22 protein-coding genes and 1 riboswitch are annotated in these 24,704 nt (G+C 37.6%); of the genes, 19 read left to right on the forward strand and 3 right to left on the reverse strand.

From position 1 onward, the window contains the following. Nucleotides 1–4 precede the first annotated feature (4 nt). Both ACKTTZ_RS10170 and ACKTTZ_RS10175 read right to left on the reverse strand, forming a co-directional pair. Nucleotides 5–472 carry a hypothetical protein gene (locus ACKTTZ_RS10170; protein WP_407848664.1) on the reverse strand — a complete coding sequence of 156 codons (468 nt, stop codon included), beginning with the start codon at nt 470–472 and terminating at the stop codon, nt 5–7. 6 nt (nt 473–478) lie between these two features. Continuing rightward, a complete protein-coding gene (locus tag ACKTTZ_RS10175; protein WP_407848666.1) occupies nt 479–1,345 on the reverse strand; it encodes a cell wall anchor protein in 867 nt (288 codons plus the stop codon). 523 nt (nt 1,346–1,868) lie between these two features. Here ACKTTZ_RS10175 and ACKTTZ_RS10180 point away from each other — a divergent pair. The 7 genes from ACKTTZ_RS10180 to ACKTTZ_RS10210 all read left to right on the forward strand — a co-directional run bounded on the left by ACKTTZ_RS10180 (nt 1,869) and on the right by ACKTTZ_RS10210 (nt 12,404). Then, complete coding sequence (locus ACKTTZ_RS10180) at nt 1,869–2,192, forward strand: DUF6660 family protein (protein WP_051934152.1); 324 nt, start codon at nt 1,869–1,871, stop codon at nt 2,190–2,192. Nucleotides 2,193–2,339: 147 nt separating this feature from the next. After that, nucleotides 2,340–6,701, forward strand: a complete 4,362-nt coding sequence (locus ACKTTZ_RS10185) for a CusA/CzcA family heavy metal efflux RND transporter (RefSeq protein ID WP_407848668.1) — start codon at nt 2,340–2,342, stop codon at nt 6,699–6,701. 82 nt (nt 6,702–6,783) lie between these two features. Further along, nucleotides 6,784–8,013 carry an efflux RND transporter periplasmic adaptor subunit gene (locus ACKTTZ_RS10190; protein WP_253317969.1) on the forward strand — a complete coding sequence of 410 codons (1,230 nt, stop codon included), beginning with the start codon at nt 6,784–6,786 and terminating at the stop codon, nt 8,011–8,013. 131 nt (nt 8,014–8,144) lie between these two features. Then, on the forward strand, nt 8,145–9,026 hold the full coding sequence (locus tag ACKTTZ_RS10195; RefSeq protein ID WP_407848670.1) for a bestrophin family protein: 882 nt from the start codon (nt 8,145–8,147) through the stop codon (nt 9,024–9,026). Between the two features lie 16 nt (nt 9,027–9,042). After that, on the forward strand, nt 9,043–9,939 hold the full coding sequence (locus tag ACKTTZ_RS10200) for a cation diffusion facilitator family transporter (protein ID WP_407848672.1): 897 nt from the start codon (nt 9,043–9,045) through the stop codon (nt 9,937–9,939). 17 nt (nt 9,940–9,956) lie between these two features. Continuing rightward, nucleotides 9,957–10,376, forward strand: coding sequence for a Fur family transcriptional regulator (locus ACKTTZ_RS10205; protein ID WP_034691375.1), 420 nt, complete (start codon nt 9,957–9,959; stop codon nt 10,374–10,376). 45 nt (nt 10,377–10,421) lie between these two features. After that, a complete protein-coding gene (locus ACKTTZ_RS10210) occupies nt 10,422–12,404 on the forward strand; it encodes a heavy metal translocating P-type ATPase (protein ID WP_407848674.1) in 1,983 nt (660 codons plus the stop codon). Between the two features lie 676 nt (nt 12,405–13,080). Here the strand turns inward: ACKTTZ_RS10210 and ACKTTZ_RS10215 are convergent. After that, nucleotides 13,081–13,392: a hypothetical protein gene (locus ACKTTZ_RS10215; protein ID WP_407848676.1), complete on the reverse strand. Its 312-nt coding sequence runs from the start codon at nt 13,390–13,392 to the stop codon at nt 13,081–13,083. Nucleotides 13,393–14,139: 747 nt separating this feature from the next. Between ACKTTZ_RS10215 and ACKTTZ_RS10220 the strand changes: the two genes are divergently transcribed. The 12 genes from ACKTTZ_RS10220 (at nt 14,140) to ACKTTZ_RS10275 (ending at nt 24,679) form a co-directional block, all read left to right on the forward strand. Next, complete coding sequence (locus tag ACKTTZ_RS10220; protein ID WP_407848678.1) at nt 14,140–14,502, forward strand: hypothetical protein; 363 nt, start codon at nt 14,140–14,142, stop codon at nt 14,500–14,502. A 209-nt stretch (nt 14,503–14,711) separates the two neighbouring features. Continuing rightward, nucleotides 14,712–14,987: a YHS domain-containing protein gene (locus tag ACKTTZ_RS10225; protein ID WP_034694556.1), complete on the forward strand. Its 276-nt coding sequence runs from the start codon at nt 14,712–14,714 to the stop codon at nt 14,985–14,987. Beyond that, a complete protein-coding gene (locus tag ACKTTZ_RS10230) occupies nt 14,974–15,651 on the forward strand; it encodes an SCO family protein (protein WP_407848680.1) in 678 nt (225 codons plus the stop codon). Before ACKTTZ_RS10225 ends, ACKTTZ_RS10230 begins: the two co-directional genes overlap by 14 nt. A 188-nt stretch (nt 15,652–15,839) precedes the next feature. Continuing rightward, complete coding sequence (locus ACKTTZ_RS10235) at nt 15,840–16,514, forward strand: superoxide dismutase (protein WP_407848682.1); 675 nt, start codon at nt 15,840–15,842, stop codon at nt 16,512–16,514. A gap of 4 nt (nt 16,515–16,518) precedes the next feature. After that, complete coding sequence (locus ACKTTZ_RS10240; protein ID WP_034694561.1) at nt 16,519–16,893, forward strand: hypothetical protein; 375 nt, start codon at nt 16,519–16,521, stop codon at nt 16,891–16,893. A 196-nt stretch (nt 16,894–17,089) separates the two neighbouring features. Then, nucleotides 17,090–17,920 (forward strand): MbnP family protein, encoded by an 831-nt coding sequence (locus ACKTTZ_RS10245; RefSeq protein ID WP_407848685.1) that lies wholly within the window; start codon nt 17,090–17,092, stop codon nt 17,918–17,920. Next, nucleotides 17,913–18,962: a cytochrome-c peroxidase gene (locus ACKTTZ_RS10250; protein ID WP_407848687.1), complete on the forward strand. Its 1,050-nt coding sequence runs from the start codon at nt 17,913–17,915 to the stop codon at nt 18,960–18,962. The genes ACKTTZ_RS10245 and ACKTTZ_RS10250 overlap by 8 nt, the downstream gene beginning before the upstream one ends. 12 nt (nt 18,963–18,974) lie before the next feature. Next, nucleotides 18,975–19,922 (forward strand): transporter, encoded by a 948-nt coding sequence (locus ACKTTZ_RS10255; protein WP_407848689.1) that lies wholly within the window; start codon nt 18,975–18,977, stop codon nt 19,920–19,922. A 92-nt stretch (nt 19,923–20,014) separates the two neighbouring features. After that, nucleotides 20,015–20,200: riboswitch (cobalamin riboswitch) on the forward strand. 108 nt (nt 20,201–20,308) lie between these two features. Further along, complete coding sequence (locus ACKTTZ_RS10260; protein ID WP_407848691.1) at nt 20,309–21,397, forward strand: TonB-dependent receptor; 1,089 nt, start codon at nt 20,309–20,311, stop codon at nt 21,395–21,397. A 35-nt stretch (nt 21,398–21,432) separates the two neighbouring features. Beyond that, complete coding sequence (locus ACKTTZ_RS10265) at nt 21,433–22,341, forward strand: TonB-dependent receptor domain-containing protein (RefSeq protein ID WP_407849149.1); 909 nt, start codon at nt 21,433–21,435, stop codon at nt 22,339–22,341. Next, nucleotides 22,338–23,471, forward strand: a complete 1,134-nt coding sequence (locus tag ACKTTZ_RS10270; RefSeq protein ID WP_407848693.1) for a YncE family protein — start codon at nt 22,338–22,340, stop codon at nt 23,469–23,471. The genes ACKTTZ_RS10265 and ACKTTZ_RS10270 overlap by 4 nt, the downstream gene beginning before the upstream one ends. A gap of 14 nt (nt 23,472–23,485) precedes the next feature. Continuing rightward, the gene (locus ACKTTZ_RS10275; RefSeq protein ID WP_034694572.1) at nt 23,486–24,679 is read left to right on the forward strand and encodes a hypothetical protein; all 1,194 of its coding nucleotides are present in this window, start codon (nt 23,486–23,488) and stop codon (nt 24,677–24,679) included. Nucleotides 24,680–24,704: the final 25 nt, after the last annotated feature.

The raw sequence follows: 24,704 nt of genomic DNA on the forward strand, positions 1-24,704 counted from the left end.
TTATCTATCGTTTGGTGATGTTTTTACTGAAAATTCTGCCGTCTTTTAGGGTAAAGCGCACAACATACACTCCCCAGTCATAACCCGTCATATTGATCTTAACCTGGCGGTTTAAGTCTGGTATGTTCTGCTGTTGGAATTTCCAGTGAACTGTACTATGCTGATACAATGAAACGGATTCTATGAGTCTATCTACTTCTTCTGTCCAGTCTATGGTAAGATAATCATTGACAGGGACGGGGTAGAGGCGTATTTGTTTCAAGAATGTTTTCTCATCAATAACAGGAGCTTGTCTGGTGACGGCTGTTATTTTTGACTCTTTTGAAACAATCTCTTCAGCCTTTTTACCAGCAGCATCAATTCCTCTGTATCTCTGGTTTCCGGCTTCGTCATATTTGAAATAAACTTCGGTTTGGGAAAAGCCGAAGAATCCTATCATCAGGGATGATAGTGAGAATAATTTTCTTTTCATTTGTGATTATTTTTGTGTTGATAAGAGTTGCTGAACCTGTTGCTCAAGCTTTTCAATTTTTGCAGATTGGGTTTTTAAAATCTCATTTTCATCCTTAAGATGTTTTAGCTGTTCTGCCTGTTCTTTTATTTGTTTATTCTGATCAATTGAGTACAATGTAAGTTCTTCTATTTTTTGTAATAGTTTAATCTGGAATTCACCCACATTCACACCCTCTTTTTCCATTACTTTAGCAGAAGCAATTTCGGGGAGGTGTTTTTTCTCTTTGATGTGTTTTTCAACTTCTTCTAATTTTGGGAGATCGTATTTTTCATCAAATACAAAATCAGCAGTTGGAGTTAATGTTACTTTTACTTCTTTGGCTTCAAATTTTCCCTGTAATAAAGCATTTCCATTGGGTTTAATGGCAAGTTGTACTTTCTTGTTTGCAATAAAATTAATCGCTCCATAAATTGGGGACTGAAAGTCATTTTCAATATTAAAATCTCCATAACTTCCATATCTGAATCCAATACCTGTATATGTAGAATTTAATTCAAGATTGGCAGTAGTGTGATACCCTAAACTAATCATAGCGCTACCACCAGTTGATCCGAAAGAGGTAAACTTTCCTACAACCAAATTTTGACTATTGGTATTCTCCTGAGCTACATGCAATTTAGCATCAGGATTCGTAGCTCCTATTCCAACATTTCCATTAGTCTTAATTCGGAGTCTCTCAATATTATTAGACCTCAGAACCAAAGGTTGATTATCGGTAGTCCCAATAAAATTGTTGGATGAATTTGTTCCTGAATTTCCTGTAATATTCCAACTCTGTGCAAACGTAAATGATGATACTAGCAGTGCCATCGAAAATAATTGTGTTTTCATCTGTGTTTTTTTATTAAGTGTTTATGTTTTAAATAAATATTTTTTCTATTGAAAAATCAAAAAAGGACCCTTGCCATTACTATTATTTACAATGCTATGAAAGATCGGTCTTTCTTATAAAACATGATTTGTTCAGCGAAACGGAGTAATTTTAGTTTTGTTAAATGCTTGGATAACTTATTTTCATTTTGTGTTTTCTATCCCAAAACTATTTATATTTTATTGGGATTCAAAGTAACTTTTCGTAATTACGAATATCTCTCTAAAAGTTTCTGAAACAGACTAATGATGTACAAAAATATAAACGTTTTATAGTTTTTTTTAAACGAGGTTAGGGTGTCGCAATTTGTGTATCTGTCTGAATTACAGTTTGAATATAAAAATAAAATCCGCTATCGTTTATACTTCTTTTTAAGCTAAAAATTTATTCTATCCAATAAACTGGATTTAAAACGATATTTTTAATGAGCCAGTTATATAGAGAAAGGTTTCAACTTAATAAAAAATCTCTACCTTTGTAACAATGAACCTCTTAAGATGGATACTGGCAATTTATTTCATGGCGCTATCATTGATGCCATGCGAAGACACGTCCCATCCGCTGAATTCAGGAGATAATAAGATCTCATTAAGCATTCATGGAGTTCATTCCACAGAAAAAGGAGATATCTGTTCTCCACTGTGTGCATGCAGCTGTTGTCAGATAACAGTTTCAGCATTTAAAATGGATCCCTTATTGGAGATTCCAGAGCAGATTCCGGCTTACTTTTCAAAGAAGATCCTGTTCCACAAAAATGATTTTGCCTACCAGGTTTACGACCCAATCTGGCAACCTCCTAAAATTTAATTTTTATTGATTTTTAGAAAGCCTATGCTTTCTGATTTTAAACTGTGCTTGAAACTTTGCAATACCATTGCAGAGGTTTTCAGGATATTTTTGCTGCAGTATTTTATACTGTGTGCATTCACTTTTCAATAAAATTAAATATCAATCGTGTTAGATAAAATTATAAAATTCAGTATCAAAAACAAGGTGATCATTGGGTTGATGACGTTGGTACTGATCATCTGGGGAACATGGAGTGCCACCAGATTACCTATAGATGCTGTGCCGGATATTACCAACAATCAGGTGCAGATCATTACCGTATGTCCTACATTGGCAGGACAGGAAGTGGAACAGCTCGTTACCTTTCCTATTGAACAGAGCATTGCCAATGTTCCCGATATTCAGGAAACAAGAAGTATTTCAAGATTCGGACTTTCTGTAATTACCGTAGTGTTCAAAGAAAATGTAGATGTGTACTTTGCCAGACAGCTCATTAATGAACAGCTGAAAAATGCAGTAGAAGAAATTCCCAAAGGTGTAGGAACTCCCGAGCTGGCTCCCGTAAGTACAGGTCTTGGAGAAGTCTATCAGTATATTCTTCACCCTAAAAAAGGAAGCGAAAAGAAATACAATGCCAAAGAACTCCGCACCATGCAGGACTGGATCGTTCGAAGACAGCTGAACGGAACACCGGGAGTTGCGGAAATCAACAGTTTCGGAGGAGAATTAAAACAATACGAAGTGGCTATTGATCCCAATCGCCTAAAAGCAATGGGGACAAGCATCACAGAAATATTTACAGCTCTTGAAAAAAACAATCAGAATACAGGTGGAGCTTATATTGATAAAAAGCCCAATGCTTATTTTATCCGTGGAATTGGCCTGGTGACTTCTCTTGAAGATATCAAAAATATTGCGGTTAAAAATGAAACAGGGAGCGTTCCGATCTTTATAAAAGACGTTGCTGATGTTCGTTTGGGAAGCGCCGTTCGTTACGGAGCATTAACGTATGACGGGAAAGTAGATGCCGTGGGTGGAGTGGTGATGATGCTGAAAGGAGCGAACAGTAATGAGGTGGTCAGCAATATCAAAGCAAAAATTCCGACCATTCAGAAATCTCTTCCCGATGACGTTATCATTGAACCGTTTCTGGACAGAACAGACCTTGTAGACAGAGCCATCAATACCGTACAGAAAAACCTCATCGAAGGAGCGCTGATCGTTATTTTCGTTCTTGTTATTTTCCTGGGAAATCTGAGAGCCGGACTCATCGTTGCTTCAGCCATTCCGCTTTCCTTACTGTTTGCATTGGGAATGATGAATGTTTTCGGTGTAAGTGCCAATCTGATGAGCCTTGGAGCGATAGACTTCGGACTAATTGTAGATGGTGCTGTGATTATTGTAGAAGCAACCTTGCATCATTTGGGAGTACGAAAATCTACCCGTGCTTTGACACAGTCTGAAATGGATGAAGAAGTATTCCTTTCTGCCTCAAAGATCAGAAGCAGTGCGGCTTTCGGAGAAATTATCATCCTTATCGTATACATCCCGATTCTTACTCTGGCAGGCGTGGAAGGAAAAATGTTTACCCCAATGGCAAAAACAGTAGGATTCGCTATTCTGGGAGCATTGATTCTGTCACTGACCTACATTCCGATGATGAGCGCCTTGTTTTTATCTAAGAAAATTTCACACAAAGAAACCTTCTCTGATAAAATGATGAACCGCCTTCAAAAGGTATATCAGCCATTATTACAGAAGGCAATCAAAGTAAAATATATCATCGTTTCAGCAACGGCTGTCGTTTTTCTTATTTCTGCTTTTATCTTTAAAAATATGGGTGGTGAATTTATTCCTCAGCTGCAGGAAGGGGATTTTGCATTTCACTGTATTTTACCACAGGGAAGCTCTTTGAGCCAGAGTATAGAAACCTCCATGCAGGCCTCGAGATTGATCAAACAATTTGATGAGGTGAAAATGGTAGTCGGGAAAACGGGTTCTGCTGAGGTTCCTACAGATCCTATGCCACCTGAAGCTACTGATATGATCGTGGTATTGAAACCGCAAAGCGAATGGAAAACCAAAAAATCTTACAATGAACTGGCCGATGAGATCAGTGAAAAACTGGAAACAATTCCTGGGGTATTCTTTGAAAAAAATCAGCCTATTCAGATGCGTTTTAATGAGCTGATGACCGGGATAAGACAGGATGTTGCTGTAAAAATCTTTGGAGAAAATCTGGATTCTTTAGCAGTATACGCTGATAAAGTTGGAAAAATCATTCAGACCGTAGACGGAGCTACAGCACCTCAGATTGAAAGAGTGAGCGGTCTTCCGCAGATTAACGTTCAGTATGACAGAACAAGAATTGCCAATTATGGATTGAATATCGAAGACGTCAACAATGCAGTAAGTACAGCCTTTGCAGGAAAAGCTGCCGGACAGGTTTTTGAAAATGAAAGACGTTTCGATTTGGTTGTTCGCTTAGATAGTCTTCACAGAACGGATATCTCAGATGTGAATAACCTGATGATTACTTCTGCTACCGGAGCTCAGATTCCACTATCGCAGGTGGCGAATATTAGTTACAAATTAGGACCCGCACAGATCAGTCGTGAGCAGGGAAAACGTAGAATTGTAATCGGTTTCAACGTAAAAGACCGTGATGTGGAAAGTGTGGTGAAAGACATTCAGGCAAAACTGAATAAAGTAAAACTTCCTTCCGGATACTACTTTACCTACGGAGGTCAGTTTGAAAATCTTCAGGAAGCAAGCAAACGTCTGATGATTGCAGTTCCGGTATCATTGCTTCTTATTTTTATGCTCTTGTATTTTACCTTCCGCTCATTCAAACAGGCTGCACTGATTTTTACAGCGATTCCTATGAGTGCGATCGGTGGTGTCTTTGCACTTTTAGTAAGAGATATGCCTTTCAGTATCAGTGCCGGAATTGGATTTATTGCCCTTTTTGGAGTAGCAGTTCTTAACGGAATTGTTTTGATAGGAACATTCAATCAGTTAGAAAAAGAAGGCGAAACCGATATTCTGAAAAGAGTATTTGAAGGAACAAAAACCAGATTAAGACCTGTATTAATGACGGCTACAGTGGCTTCACTAGGATTTTTGCCAATGGCTATTTCCACCGGAGCGGGAGCTGAAGTACAGAAACCTTTGGCTACAGTAGTGATTGGAGGCCTGGTAACAGCAACATTCCTAACACTATTCGTTTTGCCAATGCTGTATATCATTTTTAACACAAAGATTTTGAAAAGAAAAAATAATAATAAGGGAATCATTACTGCTGTTTTGGTTGTAGGATTCATGATGCTGGGACAGACTTTTAATGCACAGTCCAGACCAATTTCGGTAGAACAGGCGGTAGAGCAGGCAGTGACCAATAATTTAACCCTACAGTCAAAAGATTTAAGTATTAAATCTGCTGAAGCATTAAGGGCAACTGCAAAAGAACTCCCTAAATTAAGCTTTGAAGCTCAGCTTGGACAATACAACAGTCCGAAGTTTGACCAGTCGTTTGCGATCTCACAAAGCATTCCTTTTCCAACATTATTTAAAGCAAGAAAAGATTTAATTAATGAGAATATTAAAAGCAAACAGATTGATAAGGAAATTACAGCCAATGAACTGATAAAGCAGGTGCGTACTTACTATTATCAGATTGAATATCTTCAGTATAATAAAGCCCAACTGACCAGTCTGGATAAATATTATGAAGAGTTTATCAGAATAGCAACCGTAAGATTCAAAGCAGGTGATATCAAAAAGATCGAAATCAGTACTGCAGAAACCCAAAAAGGAGAAATTGATCTGCTGCTCAGACAAAATGAAGTTTTTTTGAATAACGCTTACAAGAATTTAAAAACGCTGATGAATACGTCAGAAGATCTTGAAGTTCCGTTTAACAAAGATTATGCTCCTTTAAAAGCAGAAAATGTACTCGATAGTACTGTGGTTGCTAACAATCCTACGGTGAAAGCTTTTTATCAGGAAATGGAGATTGCCGAAAAAAACAAGAAAGTTGAAAAGTCCCTTGGGCTGCCGGATTTTAGTTTAGGATATACCAACCAGTCTTTGATAGGCCTTCATACCATCAACGGACAGGAGAATTTTTATAACTCAGGAAAACGTTTTCAGTCCGCAACAGTAGGCGTAGCCATTCCATTAACATTTGGGGCTACGAAAGCAAGAATTCAGGCGTTGGAATATGAAAAACAAGTCGCCGAAACCAATGCTAAAATGCAGCAGAAACAGCTTTCTGCTCAGTTGGAAAACGCCTTCAGCCAGTATCAGCAGGATTTACAGCAGTATGACTACTATACAAGCCAGGCATTGCCTAACGCAGAGAAAATTGTAAAAGCAGCTCAGCTAGGATATAAAACAGGAGAAATTTCCTATGTAGAATATCTTTTTGCCCTGCAGACGGCCACAAATATCCAGTTGAAATATCTGGAATCCATCCAGCAGGTGAACCAATCTGTAGTTACTATTAACTCCATTATAAACAAATAATATGAAATCGCTGTTCATAAAAATTTCTGCCGGATCAATGAAAATGAAGGCATACAGCATCAGACAAAATACATTTTTACTTATGAAACTCAAATATAATATCATCCCTCTCGTCCTGATCTCAATCTTATTAACAAGCTGTGGAAAAAAAGAAGCTTCGGAAGAAAATGCTCCTGAAAAAACAGAACAGAAAGAACAGGCTCACGAAGAAGCTCCACAAACAATAGCTTCCCTTACAGAAGAGCAGATGAAGTCTGTAGGAGTGGCTTTAGGAAATGTAGAAATGAAAGAGTTGACATCCACGATAAAAGCCAACGGTTTGTTGAGTGTACCCAACAGCAATAAAGCAACGATCACTTCCCTGTACGGAGGAATCATCAAAACCATCAATATTCAGGTTGGAAGTATCGTAAAGAAAGGACAGGTTATTGCCACCATTGCCAATCCGGAATATATCCAGCTTCAGGAAGATTATCTGACTACCAATAGCAGAATTACTTATGCAGAACAGGAATACAGAAGACAAAGAGAGCTTTTTGATAATGATGCAGGCGCAAAGAAAAATCTTCAGAGTGCCGATGCAGAACTTAAAACACTAAGAACAAAAAGAGCATCCCTTTTAAAACAGCTTCAGATGATGGGAATAAGCCCCGGAAAAGTGAGCAATGGAAATATGAAATCCGGTTTGGTCATCACAGCGCCTATCAGTGGAACAATTAGTAGTATTACCGCACAGATCGGAAGTTATGTGGATATTTCTTCTCCTGTTGCTACAGTGATTGATAACGGTTCCATTCACCTCGATCTTCAGGTATTTGAAAAAGATCTTCCTAAAATGAGAGTAGGGCAGATTGTTCATTTTAAACTGACCAATAATCCGGAAACCGAATATGATGCAAGAATTTACAGCATAGGATCTTCTTTTGAAAACGAAAGTAAAACCATCTCTATGCATTGCGAAGTAATTGGAAACAAATCCGGACTGATTGACGGAATGAATATCACCGGAATTGTAAGTCTTGATAAAAGCACAACTCCTGCAGTTCCTACAGAAGCCATTGTAGAAGCAGACGGGAAATATTTTGTATTTGTTCAGACCGATAAAAAAGTGGAAGAAGAACACGAAGAAAAAGGGAAACCTCATCCGAAAACCTTAAACTTTGAGAAAATTGAAGTGGTAAAAGGAACTTCTGATATGGGATATACCGCGATAACTCCGGTAGGAAATATTCCTGACAATGCAAAAATAGTAGTGAAAGGAGCATTTTTCGTGAATGCAAAACTGGTGAATTCCGGAGAACACGAACATTAATGAAAGTAGCCGGAACCAGTAAAATGTCGATTTTAATCCTTAAATTAGAGCTGTTTACGTAATTTTTTATTGAATGAAAACGGCTGGAAAAGTGAAAATGATCTCACCGAATTTTAATAAATAACCCGATTATGTTATTAAACAAAAAAATATCAGTCTGGTATTTCATCCGTGAAATAAAAACCCAAATTCTGTTCATCGGAATATTTGCAGTAGCCATTGGGCTTTTGGACATATTGCCATGGTTTCGCAAGATCTCTCTGCCTTTGAATATTCCGGCATTGTTGGGTACAGCCGTATCATTGCTGCTGGCATTCCGTACTTCCCAATCTTATGAAAGATGGTGGGAAGCCAGAACAGTTTGGGGGGCTATTGTAAACGATTCCAGAACTTTTGTAAGGTTGATTATTCAGTTTATGCCGGTAGGTGATGACAAAACAGTAAAGGATTTTGCAGAAAGACAGATCATCTGGACCTACGCACTTGGAGAATCATTGAGAAAACTGCCATTTTCTGAAAAAGTTCAGCAGTATTTGGATCTACAGCAGATCAAAGCTGCCAATATTCCTAATGCAATTCTGGACGAACACTCCAGACAGCTGAAAGAAATTGCAACTTCCAAAGGTCTGACGGATTTTCAGCAGATGCAGCTGAACGATATCATCACAAGATTATGCGACAGTATGGGAAAATGTGAAAGACTGAAGAATACAGTTTTTCCACGTTCTTACAGTGTTTTAGTTCATATTCTGATCTATGTTTTTGCAGCTATCCTTCCGTTTGGGCTTGATGATTCACAGTTGGTAGTAGAAATTGCGATCACTTTTCTGGTTCCGGTTACATTCATTGCCATTGAAAAAACATCCATCATCATGCAGGATCCGTTTGAAAATGGACCTGTAGATACTCCGATGACTTCTCTGGCACAGACCATCGAGATCAATATCAGACAGATGATCGGTGAGCAGAATGTTCCTCCTAAAAAAGAAAATACATCTTATTATGAAATGTAATTAAACCATACACAATATGGAAAGTACACCAACACAAACAGCTTCTGCAGGAAGCAGACATAAAAAGAACCTCCTGATTGTTCTCTGCCTTAGCGGAACCTATCTCATTGCTGAGGTAATAGGAGGAATAATTACCAACAGTCTTGCGTTGTTGGCCGATGCAGCTCATATGCTGACAGACGTTGTAGGATTGTTACTGGCATTTATTGCCATCAAAATAGGAGAAAGAAAAGCAGATCCTTCCAGAACATTTGGTTACTACAGAACAGAAATATTAGCGGCGGTCATCAATGCAGTAGTTTTACTGGCCATTTCGATTTATGTTTTGTTTGAAGCCTATGAGCGTTTTCAGAACCCGCCTGAAGTACAAAGTAAATCAATGCTGATTGTAGCTGGAATCGGATTGATCGTCAATATTGTCGGAATGATGATTCTCAGAAAAGACTCAGAGGGCAGTCTCAATATGAAAGGTGCCTATTTTGAAGTCCTTTCAGATATGCTTACCTCTGTAGGAGTGATGATAGCCGGAGTAATTATGCTGACCACAGGCTGGTACTATGCCGATCCGTTGATTTCAGCAGCAATAGGACTTCTGATCTTCCCAAGAACATGGAGACTATTGAAAGAAGCCATTAATGTTCTGCTGGAAGGCACCCCTAAAGATGTGGATATTCATGCCCTTCGCCAATCATTGGAGAAAACATCTGGCGTGAAAGATGTTCATGATCTGCACGTGTGGTCACTGACATCCAGTGTTAATGCTATGAGCGCCCATGTAGTAAAAGATGCAGGATATTCTCAGAATCAATTATTAAAAACATTGACAGATACAACGATAGCTAATTTTAAAATCAGTCATACCACTTTTCAGATCGAAGAGGAAGGCTATGAAGAAAATGAAGTCCATCTGTAACAATTTAAAAGCGTACAATGAAAAAAGATATAGAACACAAACTCATTGATAAAAATACCAAACCTACCAGTATGAGGATTTTGGTATATGATTTCTTAAGTTCTCAGGAAGCGGCTTTATCCCTTTCTGAAATAGAAAATCATTTTGAAAATGCTGACAGAATCACCATCTACAGGACATTGAAAACCTTTGAAGAAAAAGGAATTGTTCACAGCATTCAGGAAAATACAACCACGAAATACAAACTCTGTGAAGATGACTGTGATGAAAAAACACACAAAGACTGGCATCTGCATTTCTATTGTAAGATTTGTAAGCAAACCACCTGCAAAGAAGATATTTCCTTCCCTGAAAATATCCAGACCAATTTCAGGATTGATGAAATAAGATTGTTTGCCAAAGGAATCTGCGAAAACTGTCTTGAAAGTTTGCAATAGCATTGCATCAGTCTCATCTTTACATTTGTATAAAAATATTCAGTTATGGAAAAATGCTGTAGTACAACCCCCGAAAAACCAGATACAAAAGGACACAAACATAATCATACGGAAGGAGATGGGCATGACCATGACGGGCATGATCATTCTCACGACTCCGGAGATCAGACGGTCTTTCAGATGTTTCTGCCGGCTATTATATCCTTTATCATTTTATTATTAGGAATTGCCTTTGACAACTATATAAAACCCTCATGGTTTACAGGCTGGGTGCGTTTAGTCTGGTTCCTTGCAGCATATATTCCTGTAGGATTTCCGGTATTGAAAGATGCCTATAAAAGTATCATCAAAGGAGATGTATTCTCAGAATTCTTTCTGATGAGTATCGCAACCATTGGTGCTTTTGCCATCGGAGAATATCCTGAAGGTGTAGCAGTAATGTTGTTTTACGCCGTAGGAGAAGTATTTCAGTCTATGGCGGTGACCAGAGCCAAAGGAAATATAAAAGCATTATTGGATCAGCGTCCTGATGAGGTAACGATTATGGAAAATAATCAGCCTAAGACCATGAAAGCCAAAGAAGCTAAAATTGGAGATATCATCCAGCTGAAACCAGGCGAAAAACTGGCACTGGATGGGGAATTGCTTTCAGATTCCGCTTCATTCAATACCGCAGCTTTAACAGGTGAAAGTAAACCCGATACCAAAAATAAAGGCGAGGTTGTTCTTGCAGGAATGATCAATATGAACAGTATTGCTCTGGTAAAAGTAAATACGGCTTATGAAGACAGTAAACTGAGCAAAATTCTTGAACTGGTTCAGAATGCTACGGCTCAAAAAGCCCCAACAGAATTATTCATCAGAAAATTTGCGAAAGTATATACACCTATCGTTGTATTTCTTGCTATTGGAATTTGTTTACTGCCATATTTCTTCGTGAGCGACTATCAGTTCAGAGACTGGCTGTACAGAGCATTGATCTTTCTTGTAATTTCATGTCCTTGTGCCCTTGTGATCTCAATTCCGTTAGGATACTTCGGAGGAATTGGGGCAGCAAGCCGAAACGGAATATTATTCAAAGGAAGTAATTTCCTGGACAGTATTGCAGAGATTCAGAATGTGGTGATGGATAAAACAGGAACCATGACAGAAGGTGTATTCAAAGTTCAGGAAGTAAGTATGAGTCCTGAATTTAATAAAGAAGAAATTCTTCAGATGGTTAATGTTCTCGAAAGTAAGAGTACCCATCCGGTGGCAACAGCAATTCACAATTATGTAGGAGAAATCAATCATAATATTCCTTTGGAAAATGTAGAAGAAATTGCAGGCCATGGACTGAAAGCCACGGTTAACGGAAAAGAACTTCTGGTTGGGAATTTTAAGCTGATGGATAAGTTCAGCATCCCTTATGATCTTAATCACGCCAATATTGTGTACACGGTGATTGCAGTCGCTTATGATAAAAAGTTTGCAGGCTATATCACCATTGCAGACAGTATAAAAGAAGATGCAAAACAGACCGTAGACAACCTGCATAAAATGAATGTAAAGGCTACCATGCTGAGCGGCGATAAAAGTACTGTTGTTAAATATGTAGCAGATCAGCTGGGTATAGACAATGCATTCGGAGATCTGTTGCCTGAAGACAAAGTAAACAAGGTGAAAGAAATCAAAGCCAGAAATCAGACGGTAGCTTTCGTAGGAGACGGAGTGAATGATGCGCCTGTAGTAGCTTTAAGCGATGTAGGAATTGCAATGGGAGGTTTGGGAAGTGATGCCACCATTGAAACTGCAGATGTAGTGATTCAGGATGATAAACCAAGTAAAATCCCGATGGCGATTAACATCGGAAAACAAACTAAAAAGATCGTTTGGCAGAATATTGTTCTTGCCTTCGCCGTAAAAGCGGTTGTTCTCGTTCTGGGAGCCGGAGGATTGGCAACCATGTGGGAAGCTGTGTTTGCAGATGTAGGAGTAGCGCTGTTGGCTATTTTAAATGCTGTAAGGATTCAGAGAATGAAATTTTAAGAAGCAAATAATAAACACAACTCAATTATATTCAATAAAAGCTCTGCTGAATTTCAGTAGGGCTTTTGTTTTTAATTAAATACTATATTAGTGATATCATTGAAATTCATATTAGGCTGCTGAGACTCCTGAGTGGCAAACATTGTGGATATTTTTGTTAGGGATAAAGCGATCACTTATTATTTATACAGGAAGTATTATCAGGTTGCTTGTCCATTCCGCAGGAATCTAAATGATGGCGTTCTTTATACTGCCGAGACTCCTACCGGAGTGACAAAGGGGCTGCCTTTACTTTCTGTATAAACTATGACAGATAATTAGACAATTACAACAAGTATAAAACTAATACACCCAGTTTGTCATTCCGGTAGGAATCTCTGCAAAGATAAGTCAAATGAGTATTCAATTTTATCGGAGATAAAATCCTAGCGCCTTAAAACAGTAATCATTGAAAAAAACTTGCGTCTTTGCGTTTCCAACATCATACATATCAAAACTTAATTTTAAAAAGGTAATAGTTTTTTTGGAGAAACGCAGAGGGGCGCAATGAATATAAAAATTGTGCTGCTTTTAAGGACGCAAGAAAATCAAAGATTTTCAGCAAAGTTACTTCTGAATGATCAGCTTTATTCAGTCTCATTATTGGGGGGTATTCAATTTTATCGGAGATAAAATCCTAGCGTCTTAAAACAGTAATCATTAAAAAAACTTGCGTCTTTGCGTTTCCAACATCATACATATCAAAACTTAATTTTAAAAAGGTAATAGTTTTTTTTTGGAGAAACGCAGAGGGGCGCAATGAATATAAAAATTGTGCTGCTTTTAAGGACGCAAGAAAATCAAAGATTTTCAGCAAAGCTACTTCTGAATGATCGGCTTCATTCAGTCTCATTATTGGTGGGTATTCAATTTTATCGGAGATAAAATCTTTGCGCCTTAAAACAGTAAGCATTGAAAAAAACTTGCGTCTTTGCGTTTCCAACATCATACATATCAAAACTTAATTTTAAAAAGGTGATAGTTTTTTTTTGGAGAAACGCAGAGGGGCGCAAAGAATATAAAAATTTTGCTGCTTTTAAGGACGCAAGAAAATCAAAGATTTTCAGCAAAGCTACTTCTGAATGATCAGCTTTATTCAGTCTCATTATTGGTGGGTATTCAATTTTATCGGAGATAAAATCCTAGCGCCTTAAAAATCTTAAGCATTAAAAAAACTTGCGTCTTTGCGTTTCCAACATCATACATATCAAAACTTAATTTTAAAAAGGTAATAGTTTTTTTTTTGGAGAAACGCAAAGGTGCAAAGAAGATAAAAATTGTAGTGTTTTTTAGGAAGCAAGAAAATCAAAGATTTTCAGCAAAGCTACTTCTGAATGATCGGCTTCATTCAGTCTCATTATTGGGCGGTATTCAATTTTATCGGAGATAAAATCCTGGCGCCTTAAAACAGTAAACATTGAAAAAAACTTGCTTCTTTGCGTCTACCCAACAAAACATAAAAAAGCTCTGCCAAAAACATCAGCAGAGCTTTTATCAACAAGATTAAATTGTATATAAAGAACTAAATTTTTTATCTAGGTCTTAATTTTCAATCAAAGTTCGGGATAAAATACTACGGGAGACAGGCACAGTTTTATAATTTTTGTGGGTAACAGTATACTACCATAATGACATTCATCATAAATCATCTGTAAAACAGTTTTGAAGTAGTATATTTGTACAGAGAACAAAATCGTTGAAGGCATTCATTTCCATATTCATCATTTTTACCGTTGCATTACGTCCCGTTTTGCCATTGGTAAATTATGCCGTGAACTATGATTATATTGTGAAAAACCTTTGTGAGAACAGAAATGTACCACAATCTACGTGTAAAGGAAAATGCTATGTGGAAAAAGAACTGGCAAAAACAGAAAAACAGTCCAATAGTTCCCAAACCATAAAGATTGCAGGATTAGATGTTTTTATTTCTCATGATATCCTTTCTTTCTCTTCTCATTTGAATTCGGAATCACTTTCTGAAATTCCTGATTCAAGTTATTTTAATTCTCATTCTTCAGATTACTTTTCAAGGATATTCCATCCTCCATTGGCTTAATTTTAAAGAGAACTAAGTTTTTAGTTTAATTAATGAGCGTTTTTAAACCTATCATTAGTAAGTCATTAAAGATACATTCTACAATGAAAATATATTATTGTAAACAATAAGAAATGCATCAGTTTCTCTTGAGAAATGCTGTGTTTTTTCTGACTAGAATATAGTATCATAACTTTATTTAACATTATTAATTTCAATTTAACATTAAAATGAAATCTCCTATTATTTTGACTGCTTTGCTGTCAATATCATTACTGTCGTGTGCCAAGGAAACTCCTCAGGTAAAGCATGCAAGCCACATGGACTCCTCGGGGAAGAAAATAGAAAATGTACAGGTAGTGAATGAAGAAGATCCTATCTGCCACATGAAAACTGCAGGATCTATTAATGATACAGCCATATATAAAAACAAAACGTATGGTTTTTGCAGTGTATCCTGTAAACGTGAATTTAAAAAAAGCCCTGAGAAATATGCCCAAAAATAAAAAGAACAATAATAAAAGTAAAGTGATTATACCCATTGCTTTATTTGCATTGCTTTTCCTGGGAATAGGGGTAGGGATGGGGTATTTTAAAAAGAATCTTTATACGGTGATGAAAGTTCCGGATTTTGAACTCACAGATCAGAACATTAAAAAAATCACCAATAAAGATATGCTGGGAAAAGTATATCTCGTAGAATTTTTCTTCAGCAAATGTCCTACAATTTGCCCGGTGATGAATACCAATATGAAGGCTATTCAGAACCAGATTAATGATCCTGACTTCGGCATTATTTCCATCAGTATTGATCCGGAAAACGATACACCATCAGCATTGAAAGAACATGCTCAAAGAATAGGGGCAACATCTCCGAACTGGCATTTCCTGACTGGAGACCGTACCTATATTGGAAATCTTGCGGATCAGTTTAATATCTACGTAGGTGACAAAGAAGATGAAGGAGAAAGCCTGAACCACAGCGGAATGATTGCGCTGGTAGATCAGGAAGGAAATATCCGATGTCGATACAACAAAGAAAATATGCCTATTCTGTATTACTCAGGATTGAATTATGGTGATCCGGAAGGTAAAACACCCATGCTGACAGGAAAATATCACCCCGACAGAGAAATTCTGATCGAGGATATTAAGAAATTATTGAAATAGAGAGGAGGGAAGTTGGATGCCAGAAGCTGGAAGTTATTCCAGACGATGAAGTTCTAGCGATTTTTGAGATGGCTATAAAAGCAAATAGAAGTTGAAGAAATCATGGTAAGACATCAATAACTTCCAACTTCCATCATCCTTCCTCCCGCTTAACAAGAAAACATTGTTCAACCATAAACAAAAAAATTATGAAGATTTTGAAAATAGCTGCCCTAAGTGCAGTTTTCGCGGCTCAGTTTGCACTGGCTCAGTTTAAGCAGACGCCTCTGCCTTATGCTTATAATGCCTTGGAAGGAAATATTGATGCCCAAACAATGGAAATTCACTATTCAAAACATGGAGCAGCATATGCCGCCAATTTGAATAAAGCCATTGCGGGAACTCCACGGGAAAAAGAAACTTTGTTTCAGATTCTTTCGAATGTTTCAAAACTGCCTGCTGCAGTGAGAAACAATGCTGGTGGTCATTACAACCACGAACTGTTCTGGACGGTTCTTACGCCCCAGAAAAATACACAGCCTTCCGCAAAACTAGCAAAAGCGATTACGGAAACATTCGGAAGTATGGATGCTTTTAAAGAAAAAATGGCTAAAGCCGGAGCAGATCGTTTCGGATCAGGATGGGCATGGCTTTCTGTGGATAAAAGCGGAAAATTATTTGTTTCTTCTACTCCTAACCAGGACAATCCTTTAATGGATGTAGTGGAAGAAAAGGGAACTCCTATCTTCGGAATTGATGTATGGGAACATGCTTATTATTTAAAATATCAGAATAAAAGAGCAGATTATCTTAGTGCGATCTGGAACGTTACCAACTGGAAAGAGATCAGCAGAAGATATGACGAAGCGATAAGCAAGAAGTAGTCAAATGAAATTATTTTACAGCATACTTTTTACCTTGTATATGGTGCTAAGACCTTTAGTGCCCGTGGTAGAGTATGCTGTAAATTATGATTATATCGTTAAAGTTCTCTGTATTAATAAATCCAGACCAGAGGTTCACTGTAACGGAAAATGTTACCTGAGTAAAGAGTTGGCAAAAACCAATGATTCGGAATCTTCACCTTTTCAGAAACTCAAAAACTCAGGACAGAAAGTCCTTGACACCTATATCCTGCCTGAGACCACAGAGATCAATACTACTGGAAAACTTCCGTTTTTCAATTTCAATTTTACCTACGAAACAGCTTATTCTTTTCTGTTTCTTACCCACATTTTCAAACCACCGGTTTTTTTAAGTTAAACGATTACTATTCAACCACAAAAGTCACAAAAGCTTACATCAATTAAGAATCAAAGATTTTTAAAAAGCTTAAGTGTTCTTATTGTGCATAAAACTTACCACTTGACAAACTTAAGTGTAAAAACTTTTGTGCCTTTTGTGGTAAAAAAGAATGTTTTTGCATTCAAAAATTATAATTCAACTTAAAAAATCATCAATGAAAATTTATAAATTTTTATCACTATTCTTTATTGCCTTTACTTTATTCTCTTTTGTAGCCTGCGAAAGCAGCAGGGATGACGAAAATCCACAGGATACCACACCCGGAAACCTTCAGATCAAATTTGAAAACGGATTTAATAATGTAGGAGATATCGTTTTGAATCAGACCGTTCAGACATCTTCCAACGGACAGAAACATAACTTTTCAGCCTTAAAATATGTCATCAGTAATATTACATTGATAGACGAAAACGGAAATGAATTTAAATACAACGAAAATAACCCTGATAAAGGTGCTTTTATCGTAGATCAGGCAGATGCTGTAGCCGGAATTATATACCTTAATCTGGATGGTATTCCGAAAAACAATTACAAGAAAATAAAATTCGGATTGGGGATCAGTCAGAAAGCGTACTTGCTAGGGCAGGACGGACAAGCTGAATTCTGGACAAAAGCCAAGCAAAAAGGAATGTCGTGGTCATGGGCTGCCGGCTATGTCTTTGTAAAGCTGGAAGGAAAATATGGAAATGACACTCCTGCTAAAGAATTCATGAACCATACCGGAAATATGGGAAATGTTACTGCTAATCAGCAACCCGATCTATACCGTGAAATCACATTGAATCTTCCGACAACTGCAAGAGTAACGGCAAAAATTCGACCTTCTGTTCATATTCTGGCAGATCTGAACCAGTTTTTGAGCGGAGATAAGGCTCTTACCCTTACAACGGCCAATGATATGCTGATGGGCTCAAACCAACACCTGACAGATGTTACCAACAATCTTACGAAAATGTTTAAAGTAGACCACGTTCACAATGATTAATTTTTTGATTAAAACGATACTGGTTCTGTTTGTATTGGGATTGAGCTGTATTTCATGTTCTGATGAGGTGATTCAGCCACTGGAAAAAGATGAAGCCTACAACCTGCAGTTTCCTTCTTATTTTCCGGAAATGACTTTTGATAAATCCATCAATCCGGTCACCAAAAACGGAGTGGAGCTGGGACGGAAATTATTTTATGAAGGCAGACTTTCCCGAAATAATACTATTTCATGCGGCTTCTGTCATATTCAGGAAAATGCCTTTACCCATCATGGTCATACGGTAAGCCATGGAGTAGACGACAGAATAGGAATCAGAAATGCACCACCCATTCAGAATATGGCCTTTTTTAAAAGATATATGTGGGACGGAGTGATTCATAATCTGAATGAACAGCCCATCAGCCCGATTACTGATGTGAATGAAATGGACAGCTCCATACCGGAAGCTATTTCAAAGATAAAAGATGATCAGAAGTATAAGAAGCTGTTCAGAGAAGCTTATGGGGACGAAGCTATTACAGGAGAAAGAATTCTGAAAGCATTGTCACAGTTTATGGCTTCTTTAATTTCTGCAGATTCAAAATATGACAGATTCAGACAGGGAAAGGAACAATTGACTTCAACAGAATCTCAAGGGATGGCTTTATTCGGACAGAAATGTGCCTCATGTCATAGCGGAGAACTGTTTACGGATGAGAGTTTCAGAAATACGGGAATGTATTACAATACAGAATTCAAGGATGCGGGACGTTACAGAGTGAGCCTGAATCAGGTCGATTGGATGAAATTCCGTGTTCCGAGTTTAAGAAATGTAGAATACACCGCACCTTATATGCATGACGGAAGGTTTTACACGTTAGACGCTGTACTCAATTTTTATTCAGATCAGGTAGAAGATAATGCCAACCTTGATCCACAGCTGAAACAGAACGGACATGTGGGAATTGCCATGAATAGTCAGGAAAAACAATCAATCATTGCGTTCCTGAAAACATTGTCGGATAAAAGTTTTATATCCAATCCAAAATTTGCAGAATAATTTATAGAAAACATGAAGAAGATTATAGTGATAGTAAGTTTGATCCTGTTGAGTCAGTATCAGGCAAAAACCATTAGAGACAGTGCTTATAGTGCTCCGGAAACCTTTAGCAGATTCGATTTTGATGATGATTGTGATGCCTGTGGGTGTGCTGCAGGAAACGGATCTTCCGGCTTTGAATCTTTACTGAATCCACAGTTTATCGGAATCAAATACTTTGCACAGCATTATAAAGCGAAAGAGAACTTGTTTGTAAAAGACCTGACACAGGATCAGTATTTCAATACGCTGCAGCTTTGGGGGAAAATTCCACTGACTAAAAAGTTGAGTGTATATGCGAGCCTGCCATTCCATTTTCATGAGAAGAAAACCATGCAGGGAGATATTAAAATCAATGGGATTGGAGATCTGAACCTGATGGGAATTTATCAGCTGATGAGCTCTAAAGATAATTTCCATCACCTGAGCGGAGGTTTGGGTGTGAAAATTCCTTTGGGAAAATTTGATGAAAAAGGAGCATCCGGAGTCAATCCGAGTTTTCAGCTGGGAACCGGAAGCTGGGATTATCAGGCAGCTTTGAATTATAAGTTTCAGAAAAATAAAGTAGCCTTATTGGTCAATACAGATTATACCATCAAAACAGAGAATAAGAAAAATTACCGTTTCGGAAACCAATGGAATTATGCTGCAACAGGTTTTTATCAGGTTGCGGGGAATGAAAAATCTATTTTTTCTGTAAAAACGGGAGTTCAGGGAGAAGTTTATGCTCAGAACAAACAGTTCGATGAAGCCTTGCCTAATACTGCTGGAAGTGCTTTGTATGGAAAATTGGGATTTGAAGCTTCTTATAAAAAACTCAGTCTTGGAAGTGAGATCATGCTTCCTATGTATACGCATCTGGCGGGAGGAGATATTGAAGCAAAATCGAGATTCAGTGTTTTCCTGAATATTGGAATTTAAAGTGACACCCTCAATAAAATGACGTTAAAGCTCCTTCGGGAGCTTTAATTGTTTATGAATCATGATTTTAATTGGGGATTAGGAATAATTATTTATCTTTGCCGAAATTTGGTGAGCCCTAAAAAGCTCTTAAAAGGGAATCCGGTGAAAATCCGGAACAGACCCGCTGCTGTAAGCTCCGCACCAAAGTTTTTGAAGAATATATCCACTGTTTTTTAATGGGAAGGATTTCAAAAATGGAGTAAGTCAGAAGACCTGCCAGAAAATAATCGTTTGACGCTTTCGTGGAATAAAGCTTAGGACATCAATGATTCTGTGCAGTGACAGCTGTGCTTTGTCGTTGTATTCTTATATCCATTAGCGTCTTCATTACCCTAAATGAGCTAATGGCGGCAAAACTAATTACTTCTGCAATTCATAAAGCTGTTTTCACAATATTGGTGATCACATCTCAACTTTTATCTTCTCAAACCAAGAAAAACGACAGCCTTCAGGAAGAGACTATTAAAGGAATCAATCTTTACAAAAAGAATTTTAAAGAAATCCTTCCGGCACAAATCCTACAGGGAGAGCAGCTGGAAAGACTGAATAGTCATTCTGTTGCTGATGCACTGCGGTACTTTTCAGGTGTTCAGATTAAAGATTACGGCGGATTGGGTGGTTTGAAAACCATTAATATCCGAAGTATGGGAAGTCAGCATGTGGGTGTTTTCTATGACGGAATTCAATTGGGAAATGCCCAAAACGGACTGGTGGATCTGGGACGATATTCTCTGGATGATCTGGAAGAAATATCATTGTATAACGGACAGAAAAGTGAGATTTTCCAGCCGGCAAAAGACTTCGGGTCTTCAGGGGCTATCTATTTGCAGCCTAAAATACCAGTATTTAAAGGAAATAGAAAAACCAATTTGGTGATAAGAGCAAAAAGTGCTTCCATTGATCTCTTTAATCCTTCATTCCGGTTGGAACAGAAGATTTCAGACAGGGTTTCTGCCAGCTTCAGTGGAGAATTTATGCAGAGTGACGGAATTTACAGATTTCGTTATGCCAAGAAATATCCTGATGGACAACAGGCTTATGATACCATTGCAAAGAGACAGGATTCAGATATTCGGGCAAAACGTTTTGAAACTTCTTTAAACGGAACTTTAAATAACGGAAGCTGGAATATCCGTGGTTACGGTTATATTTCAGACCGCGGAATGCCGGCACCTATTGTGAATGGCCGTTTCGAAGGAAGAGGAGCGAGGCTTTCCGATGAGAATTATTTTGTACAGGCTAATCTGAGAAAAAAACTGTTCCCGAAATTTGAAACACAGCTGAAAGCAAAATTTGCTTACGATTATACCCATTTTATGGATACGGTTCGTTCGCAGTCTATTATTTATACTGATAATACCTATTTCAAAGAGAGCTCTACCTTTCTTCATCGAATATCTATTCCATTACTCCCAATTGGGATGTCAGCCTGAGTGGAGACTTTCAGTACAATAATCTGGATGCCAATCTGGATAACTTTTCTTATCCTACACGTTATACCACATTGGTCGCATTGGCGACAACCTATCAGTGGAACAGATTCAAAATTCTGGGAAGCCTTTTAGGAACCTTTACTTTTGAAGAAGTAAGAAAAAATAAAAGACCGGGAGATGCCAGAGAGTGGACGCCAGCCGTATTTATGAGCTATCAGCCGGAAATCATTCCTGAGCTTACCCTAAGAGCTTTCTATAAAAGGATTTTCAGACTTCCAACCTTTAATGATTTGTATTATACCAATATCGGAAATACTTATCTGAAACCGGAATTCACCAATCAATATGATGTAGGATTTACTTATCAGAAGAATTATACCAACCGTTTCTTTAAAACATTTTATGCTAAAGTAGACGGTTACTACAATAAAGTGCAGGATAAAATTGTAGCTGCCCCTAACGGAAGCATGTTCCGCTGGCTGATGATGAACCTGGGAATGGTTGAAATCATTGGAGCTGATGTGAATGTGCAGACTGAGTTTCAGGTGGGAAAAGTCAATTTTAGACCATTGCTTTCTTATACTTATCAAAGCGCAAGAGATATCAGTGATCCGGAAGATACTTTCTATCGCAATCAGATTCCTTATACACCATGGCACAGTGGATCTTTCAGTCTGATGGCAGATTATAAAGACTGGAGTTTCAATTACAGTGCGATGTACGTAGGAGAAAGATATGATGTGAATCAGGATAACATTCAATACAATTATGTGCAACCTTGGTATACTCACGATCTCTCTGTTCAGAAAAAATTCAACTGGGCGAATCATCAATTTAAAGTAAGTCTTGAGATGAATAATATTTTCAATCAATACTATGATGTTGTCCTCAATTATCCAATGCCTGGAAGAAACTTTAAACTTATTCTAAACTTCACCCTATGAGAAAACTAAACTTTTATTTTTTATTTTTTGTATTAGCTTTTCTTACCTCATGCCGTACCGATGAAATTATTGTCCGTCAGGAAGTGGTAGAAGGACTTCCTTCAGAAAATACGGCAATAAAAGGATTCTATATGCTGAATGAAGGAAACATGGGAAGTAATAAATGTACCCTTGATTTTTTTGATTACACCAAAGGAACTTATTACCGGAACATCTATGCAGAAATCAATCCCAATGTGGTAAAAGAGTTAGGAGATGTAGGGAATGATATTAAGGTGTATGGAAGTAAACTTTATATTGTTGTCAATGTTTCCAACAAAATTGAAGTGCTGGATGCCAAAACGGCCAAACGTATTACTTCTATTCCATTACAAAACTGCAGATACCTTGCTTTCAAAGATGGTAAAGCATATGCCAGCAGCTATGCAGGTCCTGTAGCCATTAATCCTAAAGCACCAAAAGGAAAAGTCGTGGAAATTGATACCACTTCTCTTTCCATCCAGCATGAAGTGGTGGTAGGATATCAGCCGGAAGAAATGGAAATTGTGGGTAATCAATTGTTTGTGGCCAACTCCGGAGGATACAAAGCTCCCGATTATGACAATACTGTTTCGGTAATCGACCTGAACACTTTTACAGAACTCAAAAAAATAAATGTTGCCATCAATCTTCACCACATTAAAAAAGATAATTACGGAGACCTCTATGTAACTTCAAGAGGAGATTATTATAATGTTCCTTCCAGTTTGTATTTAATAGATGCAGCCACGGGAACTGTGAAGAAAAACTTCAATCTCTCTGTGAGCGAAATGACAATCGTGAATGATAAACTGTATTTCTATGGGAATGAATTCAATTACAATACCCACAGTTATAAAAAAACATTTGGAATCATTGATGTAAAAACAGAACAGATCATCGCCAACAGAATTTTTGACAAAGAATATGAAGATGCCATTAAAACACCTTACGGAATTACCGTGAACCCAATCACAGAAGATATCTACATGACAGATGCCAGAAATTATGTATCCATGGGATTTGTGTATTGCTTTGATAAAAACGGACACTTTAAATGGAAAACGGAAGGCGGAAATATCCCTGCCCACTTCGCTTTTTTATACAAATAACCAAACTTTAAGAAATGAACAGAAATAGCTTTACTTATTTGAAAATCGGATTTCTATCCTGCTTCCTTGTAGGAGTGATAGCCTGTAAACATGATGATGAAAATGAATTTACATTTAATGGCCTTGATGACTCCTATACCATTGAACGTTTAAAGGTTTTGAGTATTCCTACCAATGCTTCAGGATCAGTTACATGGAGTATTAATGATTCTATTATTTCTCAAAATTCAGAACTTGAATTCATCAGTCCTACTGCAGAAGCTTATCCTTTGACTTTAAAGATTAACAATAAAGGAAACGAGCAGGTTTTTCATTCTAAAATAATTGTCACCAAAGAAAAAACACCTTATAGTAAATACATTTCCAAAGTATTGGAGTTCCGTCCTGCTGTAGGGCAGTTCATGAACGAAATTCCGGAATATTTACCTGGAAATACTACTGCAAATATGCTTCAGAAAGCAAACGAATCTTTGGTAGGAGGTAATTCTACCATGATCAGTCTCGGTGGATATGGAGGATATGTAGTGTTCGGTTTTGATCATACGATTCCCAATCTGAATGGACGTGATTTTAAAGTACTGGGAAATGCATTCTTTGGAAATGATGCAGCAGATCAACGTTCAGGATCTTGTGAACCGGGAATTATTATGGTAGCCTACGACAGGAATAAAAATGGAAAGCCGGATAATGATGAATGGTATGAAATTGCAGGCAGCGAATATTTCAAAAATGCTACAGTTAAAGACTACAGCATAACCTATCATAAACCTAACGAAAATAAAGTACCTGTACCCGGAACTGAATTCTGGCAGACTGATGTAGAATATATCAAGTGGAATGACAATCTGGGAAATCAGGGATTCAAAACAAAGAATACCTTTCATGCCCAGAGCTATTATCCTTTATGGTTTACAGATCCTTCTTACAGTTTTTCAGGAACCAGACTTGCAAATAACTTCTTCGATCAGAGTGGTGACGGATCTTATTGGGTAGGAAAATCATACGAGTTCGGATATGCAGACAATGCTCCGAATAATGATGATGCCTCCAATATCGATATTTCCTGGGCGGTAGACAGAAGTGGAAAATATGTGAAACTTCCGGGAGTCGATTTTATGAAAATATATACAGGAGTGAATCAGGAAGCAGGATGGCTTGGTGAAGTTTCTACAGAAGTGGCGGGAGCTTACGATTTACATTTCAAATAATATACAATCTATTTAAATTAATAAA

This window comes from Chryseobacterium sp. KCF3-3 (assembly GCF_045865955.1).
In the GTDB taxonomy this organism is placed as follows: domain Bacteria; phylum Bacteroidota; class Bacteroidia; order Flavobacteriales; family Weeksellaceae; genus Chryseobacterium.

What these genes read in the sequence shown, in the direction of transcription:
- ACKTTZ_RS10255 (WP_407848689.1), top strand. Translation starts at nt 18,975, where the DNA reads ATGAAGAAGATTATAGTGATAGTAAGTTTGATCCTGTTGAGTCAGTAT.
- ACKTTZ_RS10175 (WP_407848666.1), bottom strand. Translation starts at nt 1,345, where the DNA reads ATGAAAACACAATTATTTTCGATGGCACTGCTAGTATCATCATTTACG.
- ACKTTZ_RS10200 (WP_407848672.1), top strand. Translation starts at nt 9,043, where the DNA reads ATGGAAAGTACACCAACACAAACAGCTTCTGCAGGAAGCAGACATAAA.
- ACKTTZ_RS10235 (WP_407848682.1), top strand. Translation starts at nt 15,840, where the DNA reads ATGAAGATTTTGAAAATAGCTGCCCTAAGTGCAGTTTTCGCGGCTCAG.
- ACKTTZ_RS10215 (WP_407848676.1), bottom strand. Translation starts at nt 13,392, where the DNA reads ATGATGTTGGAAACGCAAAGACGCAAGTTTTTTTCAATGCTTACTGTT.
- ACKTTZ_RS10210 (WP_407848674.1), top strand. Translation starts at nt 10,422, where the DNA reads ATGGAAAAATGCTGTAGTACAACCCCCGAAAAACCAGATACAAAAGGA.
- ACKTTZ_RS10170 (WP_407848664.1), bottom strand. Translation starts at nt 472, where the DNA reads ATGAAAAGAAAATTATTCTCACTATCATCCCTGATGATAGGATTCTTC.
- ACKTTZ_RS10250 (WP_407848687.1), top strand. Translation starts at nt 17,913, where the DNA reads ATGATTAATTTTTTGATTAAAACGATACTGGTTCTGTTTGTATTGGGA.
- ACKTTZ_RS10205 (WP_034691375.1), top strand. Translation starts at nt 9,957, where the DNA reads ATGAAAAAAGATATAGAACACAAACTCATTGATAAAAATACCAAACCT.
- ACKTTZ_RS10260 (WP_407848691.1), top strand. Translation starts at nt 20,309, where the DNA reads ATGGCGGCAAAACTAATTACTTCTGCAATTCATAAAGCTGTTTTCACA.
- ACKTTZ_RS10270 (WP_407848693.1), top strand. Translation starts at nt 22,338, where the DNA reads ATGAGAAAACTAAACTTTTATTTTTTATTTTTTGTATTAGCTTTTCTT.
- ACKTTZ_RS10240 (WP_034694561.1), top strand. Translation starts at nt 16,519, where the DNA reads ATGAAATTATTTTACAGCATACTTTTTACCTTGTATATGGTGCTAAGA.
- ACKTTZ_RS10180 (WP_051934152.1), top strand. Translation starts at nt 1,869, where the DNA reads ATGAACCTCTTAAGATGGATACTGGCAATTTATTTCATGGCGCTATCA.
- ACKTTZ_RS10275 (WP_034694572.1), top strand. Translation starts at nt 23,486, where the DNA reads ATGAACAGAAATAGCTTTACTTATTTGAAAATCGGATTTCTATCCTGC.
- ACKTTZ_RS10190 (WP_253317969.1), top strand. Translation starts at nt 6,784, where the DNA reads ATGAAACTCAAATATAATATCATCCCTCTCGTCCTGATCTCAATCTTA.
- ACKTTZ_RS10225 (WP_034694556.1), top strand. Translation starts at nt 14,712, where the DNA reads ATGAAATCTCCTATTATTTTGACTGCTTTGCTGTCAATATCATTACTG.
- ACKTTZ_RS10195 (WP_407848670.1), top strand. Translation starts at nt 8,145, where the DNA reads ATGTTATTAAACAAAAAAATATCAGTCTGGTATTTCATCCGTGAAATA.
- ACKTTZ_RS10230 (WP_407848680.1), top strand. Translation starts at nt 14,974, where the DNA reads ATGCCCAAAAATAAAAAGAACAATAATAAAAGTAAAGTGATTATACCC.
- ACKTTZ_RS10245 (WP_407848685.1), top strand. Translation starts at nt 17,090, where the DNA reads ATGAAAATTTATAAATTTTTATCACTATTCTTTATTGCCTTTACTTTA.